General features: G+C 44.2%; 22 protein-coding genes. 17 read left to right on the top strand and 5 right to left on the bottom strand.

From position 1 onward, the window contains the following. The first annotated feature begins 9 nt into the window (after nt 1-9). From AOB49_RS00860 to AOB49_RS00815, 12 genes are all read left to right on the top strand, one after another. Nucleotides 10-456, top strand: coding sequence for a cupin domain-containing protein (locus AOB49_RS00860; RefSeq protein ID WP_062306784.1), 447 nt, complete (start codon nt 10-12; stop codon nt 454-456). A 29-nt stretch (nt 457-485) separates the two neighbouring features. Beyond that, nucleotides 486-584, top strand: coding sequence for a superoxide dismutase family protein (locus AOB49_RS11810; RefSeq protein ID WP_245640580.1), 99 nt, complete (start codon nt 486-488; stop codon nt 582-584). A 95-nt stretch (nt 585-679) separates the two neighbouring features. Beyond that, entirely contained in the window at nt 680-1,330 is a 651-nt protein-coding gene (locus AOB49_RS00855; protein ID WP_062306781.1) for an FMN-binding negative transcriptional regulator, read from the top strand. Nucleotides 1,331-1,384: 54 nt separating this feature from the next. Further along, the gene (locus tag AOB49_RS00850) at nt 1,385-1,969 is read left to right on the top strand and encodes a histidine phosphatase family protein (protein WP_082784001.1); all 585 of its coding nucleotides are present in this window, start codon (nt 1,385-1,387) and stop codon (nt 1,967-1,969) included. A 157-nt stretch (nt 1,970-2,126) separates the two neighbouring features. Beyond that, on the top strand, nt 2,127-2,279 hold the full coding sequence (locus AOB49_RS12210) for a hypothetical protein (protein WP_216634587.1): 153 nt from the start codon (nt 2,127-2,129) through the stop codon (nt 2,277-2,279). Nucleotides 2,280-2,289: 10 nt separating this feature from the next. Further along, nucleotides 2,290-3,297, top strand: coding sequence for a Bug family tripartite tricarboxylate transporter substrate binding protein (locus AOB49_RS00845; RefSeq protein ID WP_172793375.1), 1,008 nt, complete (start codon nt 2,290-2,292; stop codon nt 3,295-3,297). An 11-nt stretch (nt 3,298-3,308) separates the two neighbouring features. Next, nucleotides 3,309-4,106 (top strand): alpha/beta fold hydrolase, encoded by a 798-nt coding sequence (locus tag AOB49_RS00840; RefSeq protein ID WP_062306774.1) that lies wholly within the window; start codon nt 3,309-3,311, stop codon nt 4,104-4,106. A gap of 100 nt (nt 4,107-4,206) precedes the next feature. Then, complete coding sequence (locus AOB49_RS00835; RefSeq protein ID WP_062306772.1) at nt 4,207-4,779, top strand: SRPBCC family protein; 573 nt, start codon at nt 4,207-4,209, stop codon at nt 4,777-4,779. Nucleotides 4,780-4,947: 168 nt separating this feature from the next. Then, entirely contained in the window at nt 4,948-5,505 is a 558-nt protein-coding gene (locus AOB49_RS00830) for a phasin family protein (protein ID WP_062306769.1), read from the top strand. Between the two features lie 139 nt (nt 5,506-5,644). Continuing rightward, nucleotides 5,645-6,010 (top strand): aspartate 1-decarboxylase, encoded by a 366-nt coding sequence (panD, locus tag AOB49_RS00825; protein WP_062306767.1) that lies wholly within the window; start codon nt 5,645-5,647, stop codon nt 6,008-6,010. 21 nt (nt 6,011-6,031) lie between these two features. After that, a complete protein-coding gene (locus tag AOB49_RS00820) occupies nt 6,032-6,784 on the top strand; it encodes a transporter substrate-binding domain-containing protein (RefSeq protein WP_062306764.1) in 753 nt (250 codons plus the stop codon). A gap of 11 nt (nt 6,785-6,795) precedes the next feature. After that, a complete protein-coding gene (locus tag AOB49_RS00815; RefSeq protein WP_062306762.1) occupies nt 6,796-7,755 on the top strand; it encodes a Bug family tripartite tricarboxylate transporter substrate binding protein in 960 nt (319 codons plus the stop codon). Here the strand turns inward: AOB49_RS00815 and AOB49_RS00810 are convergent. Further along, complete coding sequence (locus AOB49_RS00810; protein ID WP_062306759.1) at nt 7,742-8,671, bottom strand: LysR family transcriptional regulator; 930 nt, start codon at nt 8,669-8,671, stop codon at nt 7,742-7,744. The two genes, AOB49_RS00815 and AOB49_RS00810, sit on opposite strands and share 14 nt — an antisense overlap. A 107-nt stretch (nt 8,672-8,778) precedes the next feature. Here AOB49_RS00810 and AOB49_RS00805 point away from each other — a divergent pair, with 107 nt between their 5' ends. Genes AOB49_RS00805 through AOB49_RS00795 form a run of 3 tightly spaced genes read left to right on the top strand, consistent with a single transcriptional unit; the run spans nt 8,779 to nt 10,801 of the window. Next, nucleotides 8,779-9,753 carry a Bug family tripartite tricarboxylate transporter substrate binding protein gene (locus AOB49_RS00805; protein WP_062306757.1) on the top strand — a complete coding sequence of 325 codons (975 nt, stop codon included), beginning with the start codon at nt 8,779-8,781 and terminating at the stop codon, nt 9,751-9,753. Then, complete coding sequence (locus tag AOB49_RS00800) at nt 9,754-10,506, top strand: substrate-binding domain-containing protein (RefSeq protein WP_062306754.1); 753 nt, start codon at nt 9,754-9,756, stop codon at nt 10,504-10,506. It begins immediately after the preceding gene. Nucleotides 10,507-10,561: 55 nt separating this feature from the next. Further along, a complete protein-coding gene (locus AOB49_RS00795) occupies nt 10,562-10,801 on the top strand; it encodes a hypothetical protein (RefSeq protein ID WP_062306751.1) in 240 nt (79 codons plus the stop codon). Between the two features lie 43 nt (nt 10,802-10,844). Here the strand turns inward: AOB49_RS00795 and AOB49_RS00790 are convergent, their stop codons facing one another. Both AOB49_RS00790 and AOB49_RS00785 read right to left on the bottom strand, forming a co-directional pair. Further along, nucleotides 10,845-11,489: a histidine phosphatase family protein gene (locus AOB49_RS00790; protein ID WP_062306749.1), complete on the bottom strand. Its 645-nt coding sequence runs from the start codon at nt 11,487-11,489 to the stop codon at nt 10,845-10,847. After that, the gene (locus AOB49_RS00785; protein ID WP_062306746.1) at nt 11,486-11,986 is read right to left on the bottom strand and encodes an MOSC domain-containing protein; all 501 of its coding nucleotides are present in this window, start codon (nt 11,984-11,986) and stop codon (nt 11,486-11,488) included. The genes AOB49_RS00790 and AOB49_RS00785 overlap by 4 nt, the downstream gene beginning before the upstream one ends. 369 nt (nt 11,987-12,355) lie before the next feature. Here AOB49_RS00785 and AOB49_RS00775 point away from each other — a divergent pair, with 369 nt between their 5' ends. After that, nucleotides 12,356-12,583, top strand: a complete 228-nt coding sequence (locus tag AOB49_RS00775) for a DUF2798 domain-containing protein (RefSeq protein WP_062306740.1) — start codon at nt 12,356-12,358, stop codon at nt 12,581-12,583. 36 nt (nt 12,584-12,619) lie between these two features. Continuing rightward, nucleotides 12,620-12,865, top strand: a complete 246-nt coding sequence (locus tag AOB49_RS00770; protein WP_156471298.1) for a hypothetical protein — start codon at nt 12,620-12,622, stop codon at nt 12,863-12,865. A gap of 1 nt (nt 12,866) precedes the next feature. Here the strand turns inward: AOB49_RS00770 and AOB49_RS00765 are convergent, their stop codons facing one another. Both AOB49_RS00765 and AOB49_RS00760 read right to left on the bottom strand, forming a co-directional pair. Further along, complete coding sequence (locus AOB49_RS00765) at nt 12,867-14,486, bottom strand: peptide chain release factor 3 (RefSeq protein ID WP_062306735.1); 1,620 nt, start codon at nt 14,484-14,486, stop codon at nt 12,867-12,869. A gap of 60 nt (nt 14,487-14,546) precedes the next feature. After that, the gene (locus AOB49_RS00760) at nt 14,547-15,284 is read right to left on the bottom strand and encodes a pseudouridine synthase (RefSeq protein WP_062307320.1); all 738 of its coding nucleotides are present in this window, start codon (nt 15,282-15,284) and stop codon (nt 14,547-14,549) included. Nucleotides 15,285-15,291: the final 7 nt, after the last annotated feature.

Here is a 15,291-nt window from a genome sequence, read left to right as displayed (position 1 = left end):
GAGTCAAAGATGAAGTATTTAATTTCAATAGTATTGGTTGGGCTCTCAATATCTGTTTTTGCCCAATCAAAAGATGGCGATACGAGCACGGATCAAAATTCAGGTGATATAAAGGTCACCCAAATACTTAAAGCCACCAAGGAGTGGGATGGCAGCCCGCTCCCTCCCTACCCATTAAAAAATCCAGAAATCAGCATTCTTGCTTATGAAATACCATCGGGCATGAAATTGCCAATGCATAAGCACCCAGTCATCAATGCTGGAGTGATGTTGCAGGGAAGGCTAACAGTCATTGCCAAAGATGGAAAGCAGCTAATTCTCAATTCTGGAGATTCAATTGTTGAGTTGGTTAATAAATGGCATTACGGTATCAATCAAGGCGATATCCCCGTAAAAATTATTATGTTTTATGTGGGAGAGGTTGGAGTTCCCTTGGTGATTAAAGAAAATGATTAGCCATTCTCTGTCCTGGGCTATCTGAAATATTGGGAGGATGCGCTATTGTTCATCGAGATCCTGATGACTATAAATCCCAGCCAGCCGGAAATTCTGGCTCCAGAATTGCATGTGGATTGATCAACTAGCCCTGCAGTTCCGCTCCTTGTTGGCTCCTGGGCGCCTAAAATGAAAAAGCCACCTCCGGGTGGTTTTTTCATCCTTAAAATGCTTTAATCACTCAATGTATATCCCATCCCATTTTTCCGAAACTGATTTAGAAAGAGTTTCTGAATTTATTAGAGCAAACCCACTTGGACTAATGGTGGCGAATGTCGAGGGCGAGCTTGTTGGCAATCACCTACCTTTTTCGATGCTAGATGAAAAAATACAAGTCGGCAGTAAATTAATTTCACATGCAGCCAAGGCAAATCCCGTTTGGAGACTTGGAGAGTCCAATGAAAAAGTTTTATTGGTGTTTTCTGGATATGAAACTTACATTAGCCCATCCCTATACCCTTCAAAGCAAGAAACCCATAAAGTCGTTCCTACATACAACTATGTGAGTGTTCATATTTATGGGAGAGTCAGGGCTATTGATGACGAGCAAAGTAAGCGCCAAATAGTTGAAGCCCTCACCAACGATATGGAGAGCGATAGACAAAGTCCATGGACAGTTTCAGATGCCCCAGAGGACTACATTAAAACGATGCTTGCTAATATTGTTGGATTGGAGCTTTTGGTTGAAAAAATCGAAGCCAAATGGAAGGCTAGCCAGAATCGTCCTGCTAAAGACAGGCAAGGGGTTATTGATGGCTTGCGAAAAGATATGGACAATTCCCGTAGCCAAGAAATGGCAAGGGAAATAGAAAGAAGAGAGGGGCGTAAGGGGTAGTATCCATCGCAATAGGCGATAGGATGATCTTCTTGAAGTCAATAACCCTCATATATGAAACCCATTAAACAAATAATTGCCCGCACTATTTTTTTGATTTGCTGTTTGTGTGGCGCTAAGCAAGCAATGGCAAGTTTGGTGAATGATTTGCAAGATGGCCAGCATGTCTTATTAATGAGGCATGCTGATGCCCCTGGTTACGGAGACCCTGCCGGTTATGTCATTAGCCAGTGCTCAACTCAGCGAAATTTAGGCGAGTACGGAAAAAGTCAGGCTAGGGCGATTGGCTTATGGTTGACTAATCAAGGAATTCAAAAAGCGGAGGTGTTTAGTAGTCCGTGGTGTAGGTGTCAAGACACGGCGAAACTGCTTAACAAGGGTCCCGTAAAGATTGAGCCTGCACTTGGCTCATTCTTCGACGATATGCGTATAGAGGCCAAACATACAGAAGAGCTTAAAACTTTTATTAAAAATGAATTAGCTAGGCAGCATCGAACCGCAATCATCCTGGTTACTCATCATGTCAACATACAAGCCTACACTGGAAAAATAGTTAACGTAGGTGATATGGTGTTAGTAAGAGTTAATAAAAAAGGCGAATATCTTTCTCACACAATTTATCCCAGCCCCAAAATTTAGAGAAAAATGCGCCCTTCTATGCTTTGTTGTTTATAAAGTTATTCATGGACTCTCCGCATTTTGCATATGGTTGAGTGACAACCCAGTCTACCGTCAAACCCACCCTCGGCCGGCCTTGTGGCAGAATGAAGATACATCAAACTTTTGACAAAAAATCATGAAAAAAATATTCAATCTAGCTTTAGTAGCATTGCTGACCTCAGCTTTACTTGGGTGCGTAGCGCCTGGTACGCCAACAGTTGGTATTAATTGCAATTACAGCTCAGATGTTATTTTTACTGACCTTCCCTTGGTGTGCCAGGGCCGCTAATTTGGCAGTAATGAGAGTCAAACAAATCTTATCTTTTTGGGAAACTTCAGTGATTAATAATCTGATTAAACCAGTACTGTGCGCAGCATTTTGTTTGTTATCAGCATCCATTTGCGCGCAAACTTACCCATCTCAGCCAATTAAAATTGTTGTGGGCTTTTCTCCAGGGGGCGTTCCTGACATTGCGGCTCGAGTTATCGGCCAGCATATGAGCGAGAGCTGGAAGCAGCCAGTTCTCGTTGAAAACAAGCCTGGCGCTGGAAGTAATATTGCCGCACAAATAGTGGCTGGCGCACCAGCCGATGGATACACATTGCTATCTATTTCTTCGGCCTTTGCAATTTCCCCATCGATTTATTCAACTTTGCCATTTGATCCTTTAAGGGATTTTTCTGGAGTCACATTAACGGCTACTGGCCCAGCATTCTTATTGATTTCTCCTAATCTCAAGGTGAATACAGTGAAAGAATTGCTTGAGTTTGCTGCCAAGAATCCAGGTAAGGTTACATACAGCTCAGCGGGTGTTGGAAGTGGATCGCACTTTGCTGCAGAGTTAATTCAGGCTAAAGCAGGGGTTGAGTTGTTGCATATTCCGACTAAAGGAATTCCGGATGGCATCACTGAGGTAATGTCTGGAAGGGTGGATTTCTTTATTAGCCCATATGCAAGTGCAGTGAATTTAGTGCGTGCTGGTAAGGTGCGTGCAATTGCTGTAACAAGCACTAAGCGCGTTAAAGAGTTTCCCGCTTTACCAACTGTGGCCGAGTCTGGCATTCCTGGGTATAAGTGGGAATTTTGGTATGGACTGCTGGCTCCCGGTAAAACCCCAAAACCTATCTTGCAAAAAATTTATGCTGAAGTAAAGCGCATATTAGAGCTACCTGAAGTCAAAGAGAGATTTGCCGAGTTAGGAACGGTTGCGGTATCTAGTACACCTGATCAGTTTGACAAAATGATTGCTGCAGAAATTACAGAGTTTTCACGCCTGGCAAAAGCCTCTGGAATTAAGCCAGAGTAATAATTGCTCACATGAAAAAATTCACCACAAGTAGTGGCGTTGAAATTGCATATAGGGTCGAAGGTTCTGGGCCATGGTTGACCTTGTCGCATTCATTGGCTAGCAATATGAGCGCCTGGGATTTTCAGATGCCTGTTTTAACGAAGCACTTCAAAGTGCTGCGGTTTGATACGCGCGGCCATGGTAAAAGTTCGGCTCCTATAGATCCATATGCTCTAGATGATCTTGCGGGCGATGCTTCTGAATTATTGCAACATCTGAATATTCAAAAAACCCATTGGCTGGGGCTTTCAATGGGTGGCATGATTGGTCAAACATTGGTGTTGGGATACCCCAACATATTTAGCTCGCTTGTTTTGGCTGACACCACTAGTAGGCGCCCAGAAAATGCGATACAGATGTGGGGTGAGCGAATCACTAAGGCGAAGAGTCAAGGTATGGGCGCGATGGTTGAGAGCACCTTGACGCGCTGGTTTTCTGATGAGTTTAGGAAGAATTCGCCGGAGGTAATAAAGGATATTGTGAGCGGTATTGAAACCACTTCAATTAATGGTTTTGCTGGATGTTGTGCAGCGATATCCCATATCAATACTTTTGATCGGCTAAAGGAGATCACTTGCCCGACATTGATTATGGTTGGCGAGCAAGACCATGGCACTCCACCGTCGATGGCCATTGCAATGAAAGAGCAGATGCCAAGTGCAGAGTTCCATATCATTCCTAATGCAGGGCATATTTCCAATGTTGAGCAGCCCGCCATATTTAATCAATACTTACTCAGCTTTTACAGCCAATACAATTTTATATAGATCTCAAAACTATTGAGTCTATTAATGATGTAATTGACCGATCTTTAATAAATAGCGGTTCCGCTAACAAAAGCTTGGGTAGATTGCTTACACTAGCGAGATGCAAAAATTTCTTGCCATTTTCTTGACTCTAATCGCGTCGTTTGCTTTGGCGCAAGAGGCAGCCAATCCATTTGACTTGAAGGTTGTAGTAGCGCGGAACGGTGAGCGCTTTCAAGTAAATGCAAGTTATGACGTGCCAATCAATGTGTGCGATGCCTTTGCTTATATTACGGATTATGAAGGCGCTAAAAATTTACCAGGTATCGTAGATTCGAAAGTGATCTCTAGATCGGGCAATAAAGTAAAGGTTGTCCGCCTATTGGAAGAGAAAATATTATTTATTCCTTTTGAAATGCGCTCTGAACTAGAGTATGTTGAAACTCCCAAAAAAGCATTGCTCTTTGAGCAATTGAGTGGGGACACTAGGTACTACAAGGGAAGCTGGCGTTTAGTTTCTGATAAGGACCTGACAACGTTTAAATACGAAAGTCAGGTTGAGCCAAATTCTTTCGTTCCATCCTTTGTCATTGAGTACTTTATTAAAAATATTATTCGTCGCCAGTTTGAGGCTATGGCTGAAATGGCGTTACAGAGAAAGTCGACCCCCTCCGCGGCATGTAAAAATATTTAACGACGATTTACGGGAATGCACTATCTGAGGCCCCTAAATGCGGTTTTCTTGATTAATGTGCAAAATCACCGCAGTTATATGTTGCTTTGCAGCAATTAATCCTTGCTATAGCCAAAATAAACTACTAATATGGTGCAGTGCAACAAATTAACCTCTAAAGGAATTCCCATGTTTAAGAACCAGTTTGCAGACAATCAAGCAAAAACAGTAGAAAATGCCCGTGCTTTGGGTCAAACAGCCCTTGAGAATGCTCAAGAGTTGGCAGAGATTAACTATCAGGCAGCTCAACAGGCTGTGGCAAATGCCCAAGCTAAGGCTGCAGAGTTATTGAAGGGCAAAGATGCTAAAGCCGCTCTAGACCTACTGCAAAGCCCAGAAGTGCAAGAGGCGGTTGCGCAAGTGGCTGAATATCAAAAGAAAGTTGCTGCTGTATTGCGCCGTGGCAATCAAGAGTTGGTTGAAGCTGTTGAGGCCGCTATCGATCAATCCCAGGATGATTTAAAAAGCTTTGTGGCCACAGCGACTTCAAAGGCGCCCGCTGGTTCCGAGGCATACGTAAGTGCATTCACCAGCGCATTCAACACTGCAATGCAAAATTTTGATCAAGTCCGATCCACAACACAGGACGCATTTGCAAATTTTGAGAAAAGTGTTGAAACAGCAATGAAAAATGTGCAGACTCAGTTTGGTCAAGCCCCAAAAGCAGGGAAAAGTCGCGCAAAATAATTAGTAGATAATAGTAGGACAAAAACCCCGTATTTGCGGGGTTTTTTAATATGGTCAGCTCGATAATATTTGAGAAAATAGATTTAACTTTATTGACCAAGGTTATTAGAGGCACGCATTTAATTATTGAGGAAACAGTATGAATCGCATAATGTTGTTGGGAAAAATTCATCGAGCAACCGTCACTGAGGCTGATTTGCATTATGAAGGCTCCTGCGGAATTGACGAAGATTTGCTTGATGCCGCAGATATGCGAGAGTATGAAAAGATTGAGCTGTACAACATTAATAATGGCGAGCGTTTTTCAACTTACATTATTAAAGCAAAGCGGGGTACAGGCATCATCTCTTTAAATGGAGCGGCTGCTCGCAAAGCTCATATTGGAGACCATTTAATTATTTGCACTTATGGTCAAGTAAATGATGGCGAGATTGCTAGTCATGCCCCAAAGATTGTTTTGCTTGATGATGGTAATAAGATTAAAGAAATTAAAAAGTTAGCTTAATCTTTTTTGGGTGCTAAAAATATGAAACTCATACGAACATTTTTCATTCTTTTTGTAATGGCAATGATTGTGAGTGGATGCTCCAAAGAGTCCCAAACAAATGTGATACAAGTTGCCGTATCTCCCGCTATCCCTCCCATGCTATTTGAAAAAGACGGGAAGTACACCGGTGTAGATTTAGAAATATTTGAGGGGTACTGTAAGTCGCGTGGCTGTACTTTTAAGATGACTGCCTATGACTGGTTAGGAATGCTGGGTGCGGTCTCTAGTGGTCAGGCAGATGTTGCGTTTTCAGGGATCTCCATTACCGATAAGCGCAAAGAAGTAATGGATTTTTCCAATCCATATTACACAAGTACTTGGGAATTAATTGGCCTTAATAGTCGCAATATTAAAATAACGGATTTATCCCAGCTAAAAAAATATACGATCGCATATCCGACGGGTAGCGTATTTGATGAATATGTGAAAACCGTATTGCAGCCCAAGGGATACTATTCGGTAGATCAGGTAAAACTATACCCATCGCCAGCAGAAGCATTAATTGCCTTACAAAACGGAAATGTAGATTTAGTGTTTGTAGACAGCGTGATGCTGGTGAATTATCAGAAGTCCTTAAATTTACCAGTTAGCAGTAGTTACGAGGTTGTAGGCTTTGACAATTTAGGGTTTGCATTTAAAAGAGGCTCCAAATTACGCGATGATTTCAATTTGTATTTAACGGAGTTGGGCCCTGAAAAGCTCAAAGAAATTATTTCACGCTGGACAAAATAGAGGAGACGGTAATGAAAAAAATTATATGGGCTATAGGCTTGATGTTATTTGCAGGTCATGCATCTGCGGCATATCCAGATAGATCAATTCGCTTGGTGGTTCCTTTCGCTACGGGTGGAACTTCTGAAATCATTGCAAGATCAGTTGCTAGCAGCCTGAGCACCAGTCTTGGCCAGTCAGTATATGTTGATAACAAGCCAGGTGGCGCTGGCAATATTGCTATGGAAGAGGTCAAGCGCGCTAATCCAGACGGCTATACCTTAATGTTGGGCCATGTCGGAACATTGGCGGTAAACCCAGCGCTATTTGGTAAAAAATTACCATACGATCCAAATAAAGATTTTGCTCCCGTCACCTTAGTAGCAAAAGTGCCCAACGTCATTGCTGTGAGTGAAAAGAGTCCATATAAGACACTGGGTGACTTAGTCATTGATGCCAAAAAGAATCCTGGAAAAATCAATTACGGCTCAGCGGGCAATGGAAGTGCTGGCCACTTGGCGATGGAATATTTTTCTTCTGAGGCGGGAATTGATTTGGTACATGTCCCTTATAAGGGATCCGGACCAATGCTGACTGATCTGATTGGTGGTCAAATTCAGGCAACGTTTAATGGCTTACCTTCATTGATGGGGCAAATCAAAGGCGGCACCTTGCGCCCACTTGCTGTTGGATCTGCCGAAAGATCAAAGGTTCTGCCCAACGTTCCCACGATCTCGGAGTCTGGTTACAAAGGCTTTGAAACTTCTCAGTGGTATGGAATTATTGTTCCGGCTGGAACTCCACAGCCGATTATTGATCGACTGCAAAAAGATATTGCTAAAGGATTGAAGTCAAAAGAAGACTCAAAGAGAATGCTTGAGGATGGCGCAGTTTTAGTTGGTGATACGCCGGCACAATTTGGCGCATTTATTAAGTCGGAACAAGGGCGCTGGGCAAAGGTTGTTGAAAAGGCAAAGATTACAGTCGACTGATTGCTTTCTTCGCTTTTCCCTCCTCGGGGGTTAGAGCAGATAAAAGCTCGTAGAGTTTTTCTGCCGCAGGAATAAGGCTGCGCCCCCTCTTTTTGATGAGACCAATTTTTCTAGAGACAACTGGGTCAACTAAGGGGATGCTTGCTAGTACGGGGTGATCTTTGTTTGGCATAGCTAATGAGGGCACGACTGCAATGCCCATTCCAGCCTCTACCAAACCAAGCGAAGTGGTTACGTGCTGCGCTTCATAAATAATATTCGGACTTTGGGATTTTCCAGCAAGCGCAAGATCGATCAGCATCCTGTTGCCAGATGACTTAGAAACTGAAATAAAGTCATATCCAGCCAAATCGCTCCAGGAGAGCTTTTTCTTTTTACTAAGTGGATGATCTTTTTTGCAGGCAACGACAAAGCGCTCTTCGAAAATAGTTTTAAATTCAATATTAGATTCATCGCTACCAACAAAATTAACCCCAAAATCTGCCTCACCGTTGGCAACGACAGACAGCACTTCATTAGCGCTAGCATCGTGAACCTTAATGCGAATTTTGGGAAATATTTCGTGGTAGCTTCTTAGCACCTGTGGCAAAAAGTAATAAACAGCGGAGGGAACGCAGGCAATCGTGATTTCTCCCATTCTGGCTCCGCCGACTCCTTGTATGCCCAATAGGGCCTCATCAAGGCCATCAAGCAGTTGCTTGGTCTTTTTGGCGAAGTCTCGCCCAATAGTGGTGAGCTCCATATTCCGTGTATCGCGATCTATGAGCTTTACACCCAAAGCTAGTTCTAGCTTTTCAATTCGTCGACTAAATGCTGGCTGAGAGATATTGATCATCTCAGCAGCGCGCTTAAAGCTTTTAATTTCAGCTACAGCTGAAAAGGCTTGTAAATCATGAAGATCAAAGTTGAGGGGCATGGTATTGATGCTTGGAACACATTAATACTTAATAATATTGCAATATCCAAAACTATGAAATAGTGTCAAAATCTGCGCTATCCAAGAAAACATCAAGGAAAATTTCAATGAAAAGTCTAAATGCAATACTGATGTCGGGGATTTTGTCCCTTGGCACCCTATTTTCTGGGCTAGCTTTTGCACAAGCCTATCCCACAAAAACAATCACTATTGTTGTGCCTACTGCGGCAGGCGGCGCAAATGATGCAATGGCCCGAATCATTGCCCAGGGACTTAGTCAAAAGATGGGACAGCCTGTAATCGTTGACAACAAGCCTGGTGCTAACGGCGCAATTGCGACGGAATTTGTTGCTCGCGCAGCACCAGATGGCTACACCATTTTGTTTGGGTACATTGCTACGCATGGAATTAATCCAGCTTTGCAGAAATTGAAATATGATCCTATCGCCGATTTTGAACCCATTGGAATGGTGGCGAATTCACCAACCCTTTTGGTCACCACAAATAGTCTGCCGGTTAGTAATGCCAAAGAGTTAGTTGCTTTACTCAAAGCTAAGCCAGATACTATTAGCTATGCCTCCGCTGGAAAGGGTACCGCCCCTCATTTGGCGGCTGAATTATTTCTGGCTAATACAGGCACACAGATGTTGCATGTTCCATACAAGGGTTCAGCGCCAGCAATCGTAGATACCATTGGCGGTACAACACAAATCATGTTTCCAAGCCTGTTTACTGCCTATCCACAGGTTGCCGGAGGCAAACTCAAGGCGCTTGGCATTGCTGGCGATAAGCGATCTGTAGTCCTGCCAAATATTCCAACACTTAAAGAGCAAGGCATTCCCAATATGAATGTCACTCAATGGTATGCACTATTTGCGCCGGCAAAAACACCGAAGCCAATTATTACGCGCCTAAATAAAGAGTTAAACCTCACGTTAAATGAGAAATCAAACGAAAAGAAAATTGAGGATCAAGGGGCTGAAGTTGAGACAGGCACGCCTGAGCAACTAAAGAGCTTGGTGCAAAAAGAGCTTGTGCGTTGGAAGAAGGTTGTAGATACAGCCAAAATTACAGTAGATTAAATGACAGCCACGGATATCAAATTGCAAGACAGTAGTAATTTACGCGTCATTACGTCTGGAGCTTTTGCTGCCGCACTGCAAAAGCTCCTTCCTGAATATGAGCGCCTCAATAATTGCAAAGTAGATCTTGCCTTTGGTTCGTCGATCGGGGCTGCGCATGATTCAATTCCTACTAGATTAAGTCAGGGGCAAACATTTGATGTATTCATTCTTGCGAGATCAGCATTGGATGAGTTCTCAGAGAAAGGCAAGATTAATAGCGATAGTAGAGTGGATTTAGTCGCCTCCACTATTGGTGCCGCTGTGCGTACGGGAGACCCAATCCCTGATATCAAAACAGTAGACGCCCTAAAAAATACTTTGCTAACCATAGGTAGGATTGCATATTCAGCGAGTGCTAGCGGAACATACTTGTCAACGGAATTATTTCCACAGCTAGGTATTGCCGATGAAATGGCTATTAAAGCGAGGAAAATATTTAGCGAAAGAGTGGGCACTATCCTAGTCAGGAACGAGGCCGATTTTGGTTTTCAGCAAATGAGTGAGCTCTTGCCCATTCCTGGAATCACCATCGTAGGTGAGCTTCCTCCTGAAGTGCAGCGCCCATTTTTCTTCTCTGCCGGCATTGGCGCTGATACTCAAAAAGAAAATCAGGCCCGTGACCTTATTGAATTTTTGGCATCCGAGAAAGTGGCTGAAAAAATTCAAGAGTCAGGATTAAAGCCAGTCCTCGCAAAAATGCCTTGGCATTGATAGGGGCTCAGGTTATAGTGAATGCTTGTTTTAATACAAGAGCACAAAGGAAAATATGTCCCATCATGACAAATTAATTGCAGCATTTGAAGCTTATCAGTCAGAAAACGAAAAGTTTCAAGGAAAAGGCATTAAGGCCTCTGCAGCTAGAGCCCGTAAGGCTTTGCAGGAGATTGCCGGTTCTTGTAAAGAGCGCCGCAAAGAAATTACTGCGGAGAAAGAGGCCCTTGAGGGAAAGCCAAAAGCTGAGGGCATGTCTCAAGATGCTGCGCGTCATGCGCATATTCGAAAGTAATTTTCGATAGAAAGCCAAAAGCCACCTAAGGGTGGCTTTTTTATTAGAGGTCGATGTTTTCTAGCGAAAGCCCTTCAAGATGTTTTGTATCGGCCCAGCTCTCAATAGCCCATTGATTGCCATTATGTGTAATCCAGTTTAACGAGGCATTGGGTACCGATACCGTTCGCTCGGCACTTAAAGATTGCCCGCTAGCGATTCGATATGCCATGTCCAAAGCGCCGCCATGGCTTACTACCAAAATGGTTTCTCCAGGATGTTGTTGGCGTAGGTTTTCTAGTGCGCGTTGAATCCGCGCTGCAAATTGCGCAATGCTTTCTCCACCATCGAGGTCGTGATCAAGCTCCCGAGTAATGTGAGCCTTCCATATATCGGGTTGAGCAATGGGCGCCTCAGTAGTGGTGAGTCCTTGTAGCGCTCCAAAATGCCGCTCCCTCAAGTCGCTATTAATAATAGCTTTGATCCCGAATAATTGAACGATAGCATTGGCCGTATCAGCCGCTCTTTTCAGATCGCTGGTATAGAGGGTGTTAAAAGATAGGCCTATATTTTTTAGGGCCTGGGCCATCTGCACCGCTTGAGCTTCCCCGTGAGAATTTAGAGGCACATCTGTATGGCCTTGAAGTCGCTTTTCTGTATTCCATGTAGTTTCTCCATGGCGAATCAAGCAAAGTCTAGTTTGAATCATGATGTCTGGTGTAGTGTAAACATTGCGCCAGTATTTAACGTGCCTGACTCTAAAGCTTCAGCCCTTAATCCGCCTCGGGTTGCAAACGCCTCGATAAAGTCAGGGCGTAATAAAAGCTTGGCAGGTCTTTGACAGGGCACACATAATTCAGTTCCCCTGAAAGCGAGGCCGCCCAAGTAAAAAATTTTACCCACCAAGGCGTTGAGTTCATCTGCAGTGATATTGCTCATGATGATGTTTCTGCGGGTATCGCCCTCACCGAATGTGGGTTGTTGGTGGCGAATCAACTGCTGGTTGGCCGATGTAATGCCCGCAAGAGCAATCAGACTAAGGTGTCGTATCTTAGGGGTGCTTTTTGAAAATGCTCCTATATCAGCAGCGTAACGATCTCCTTCGATTCCCTTGCCAGTAATAATGCTGACTTGCTGCATTTGCTGCATAGGATCGCCTGCTAATTTTGCAATGTAGATAGAGTGAATTTGCGGTTGCTGGTTCATAGACAAAGAATATTACACAAGAAAAAGCCCCGACTGTTTCGGGGCTTGAGGGTCATGCGGTCGGGAGTGTTGCCGGCGCAAGCTTATTAAGTGCCCTTTGAATTTTATCCTTCTCCTTGGGCTTGGTGCTGGTTTCAAGTAGCTTAGTGAGTTGAGCCAGGTTGAGAGGACCCAATCTTGCTTTGCCAGTTTTAGTTAGCATGGAGTCATTTTTTCTATTTCTTTGATTTTGGCCAACAGCCATATAGTGTCCTAGAGTATTGGAATGATGAATCTGGGAGCAAGCTCAAAGACTCCCCTATCTAGGGCGCGGAATAGTGATCACGAATCAGAATAACAGTTAACTAGTCTAGGCGCTATGATTGGCGAATGATAAAAATTCAAAACATGGTTTTTGCAGTCATTATGGGCGGGCTGATGTCATTAAGCATTACTTTGGCCACTTCATTAGTGCGCCTAGGCCTTGCTCAAAATTTTTTTTGGCTCTGGCTTGAGGCTTGGCTTGTTGCCTATCCAATTGCGGTAATCTGCATCTTCATTTATCGCCCTTTTGCCAGCAGACTTACAGAAAAGATAGTTGAGAAACTCAAGAATTAATTGCTAGACAAATTTTTCACCAATGATGGAATGTTGATGATGCGTACAATTTTAGTTTTTTGGATCACGCTTGGTTTGAGCGCCTGTGCCGCGGTATATACCGACGCATCAGATGCGAATCATGTGACATTTCTCAATAGCGATGGTGAATCTATCGAATCCCTAAGCTCAAAAGCAAATGCCTACTGTGCGCAGTTCGGAAAAACCGCAAGCTTTAGAAAGAGCGACACTTCTTTAGTGGCTGTATTCGATTGTCGTTTACCGCAATTGAATTCGCGCTAATTTATCCAGCTAGATCGGATTGGTAGATCAGGCCTGCATGCTCCCTCAATGCATGGAATTGAATAGACTCCCAGCGCTGTTGGGCAACATCGAGTTCGGATTTGTGGGACGCTAAAAACACAGATGCACCCACAACATCTTCAGCCATACGATGAATGTTTTCTTGGATAAATTTTTTGAGCGCTACTGGGTCATCTGAGCTAACCCAGCGTGCTAGGTTATATCTTGCGGGTAGAAGACGAACTTCTGCGCCATATTCAGTTTGTAGTCGATGGCTAACCACCTCAAACTGTAGTTGTCCAAAGGCCCCAAGTAGCATGGTGCCCCCAGTCATTGGGCGAAATACTTGAATAGCGCCTTCCTCGCCAAGTTGCATCAATCCAGTGCGAAGTTGTTTAGAGCGCAAAGGGTCTGCGGATTCAACCATTCGGAATATTTCTGGTGCGAAGAAGGGCAGGCCTGTAAATTGCAGTTGCTCCCCTTCAGTCAGCGTATCGCCAAGTCTGAGTAGGCCATGGTTTGGCAGTCCAATGATATCGCCTGGAAAAGCTTCATCCAAAATATCGCGACGTTGCGATAGGAAAGATAGTGCATTGTTGGTGCGAACTTCTTTGCCGTTTCGACAAATTTTGAGTTTCATGCCGCGCTGAAAATGTCCCGAACAAATACGTAGGAAAGCTACGCGATCGCGATGTGCTGGATCCATATTTGCTTGAATCTTGAAAACAACTGCCGAGAATTTATTTTCAGCTGGACTTACTTCCCGCTGTAAGGCTTTGCGAGAGCCTGGTGATGGTGCAAGCTCTACTAGGGTGTTAAGAATTTCTCTTACACCAAAATTATTAATAGCAGAGCCGAAGAATACCGGAGACTGACGTCCCGCCAAAAATGCTTCTAGGTTAAATGCTGGCATAGCATTCTTAATTAAATCCACTTCGGCCAGTGCATTCTCTAGATCAACGCCTAAGCGTACTTTGAGGGCAGGGTCATTGACATCCACAATGGCATGTGAACTTTCAGTCACACGATCTTCACCCGCTTTAAACATGCGCATTTGTGAGTTGGCAATATCAATTACGCCTGCAAACGACTTACCCATGCCAACTGGCCAGGTAAACGGAACCACTTCAATGCCTAAGGCGGATTCAATTTCATCCATTAACTCCATGGGTGGCTTTACTTCGCGATCCATCTTGTTGATGAATGTCACGATAGGCGTATTACGCGCACGACACACTTCAAGTAGGCGTAACGTTTGTGACTCCACACCATTGGCCGCATCAATTACCATCAGAGCGGAGTCTACTGCGGTGAGTACTCGGTACGTGTCTTCCGAAAAATCTTGGTGGCCAGGAGTATCTAAGAGATTAATAATGCAGTCGCGATACTCCATCTGCATGACAGAGCTGGCTACTGAAATGCCCCGTTGCTTCTCAATCTCCATCCAGTCAGAGGTCGCATGCCTGCTCGCTTTGCGAGCTTTAACACTCCCAGCAATTTGAATTGCACCTGCATATAGAAGCAATTTTTCGGTAAGGGTGGTCTTGCCCGCATCTGGGTGAGAGATGATGGCAAAGCTACGACGTCTTAAAACTTCTGCGCCTGGAGTGCTGGAGGTAATGGTATCGATGGTAATTCCGCGCCTAATCTAGTTGACAGGATTATAAGCCGGAGCGACCTCTCAGAATTGCTCTTCTGGCCTGACAAATCGCCATTTGCCTGGAGGTAGCGCGCCTAATGAGATGCGTCCCATACGGACCCGTTTTAAGCCCAGCACTTTAAGTCCTACCATTTCGCACATTCGACGAATTTGACGCTTACGTCCTTCACGCAAAACAAAGCGGAGTTGATCCTCATTTTGCCAGCTTACTTGGGCAGGTTTTAATACTACGCCGTCTAGCTCAAGTCCATGTCTTAAGCGATCGAGATCGGCAAAAGAAAGCGCTCCTTCAACGCGAACTAAGTACTCTTTTTCAATAGGACTATTTTCGCCAATGAGGAGCTTGGCAATGCGACCATCTTGGGTTAATACCAGCATGCCCGTAGAGTCTATATCTAGACGACCAGCAGGAGCCAGGCCTCGGGTGTTAAAGCGTGGATTTCGACCCTTATCTAAAGGGCTGGGGAAATAGTTGTCAGGGGTAATGAGAGACGCTGCAGGTTGATATTCCTGTTCATCATCAAAATGCGAGATAAATCCAACTGGCTTGTTCAGGATAACGGTGACTCGAGAAGCTTGTTGAGCCTTTGCGCCAGACTGTAGCTCTATTTTTTGGTGACGGAATGCACGTGAACCCAGCTCATTCACTACTTCGCCATCCACAGTTACCAACCCTTGCTCAATATAAGAGTCAGCTTCACGGCGAGAGCAAAGGCCTAGCTCGGAGAGTAGTTTTGATACGCGTATTTTTTCTTCCATAGACACA

The sequence above is a fragment of the Polynucleobacter sinensis genome, assembly GCF_001595985.1.
GTDB classification, from domain to species: domain Bacteria; phylum Pseudomonadota; class Gammaproteobacteria; order Burkholderiales; family Burkholderiaceae; genus Polynucleobacter; species Polynucleobacter sinensis.
Note: the sequence above shows the minus strand (reverse complement) of the source record. Positions and strands in the feature narration are given on the sequence as shown.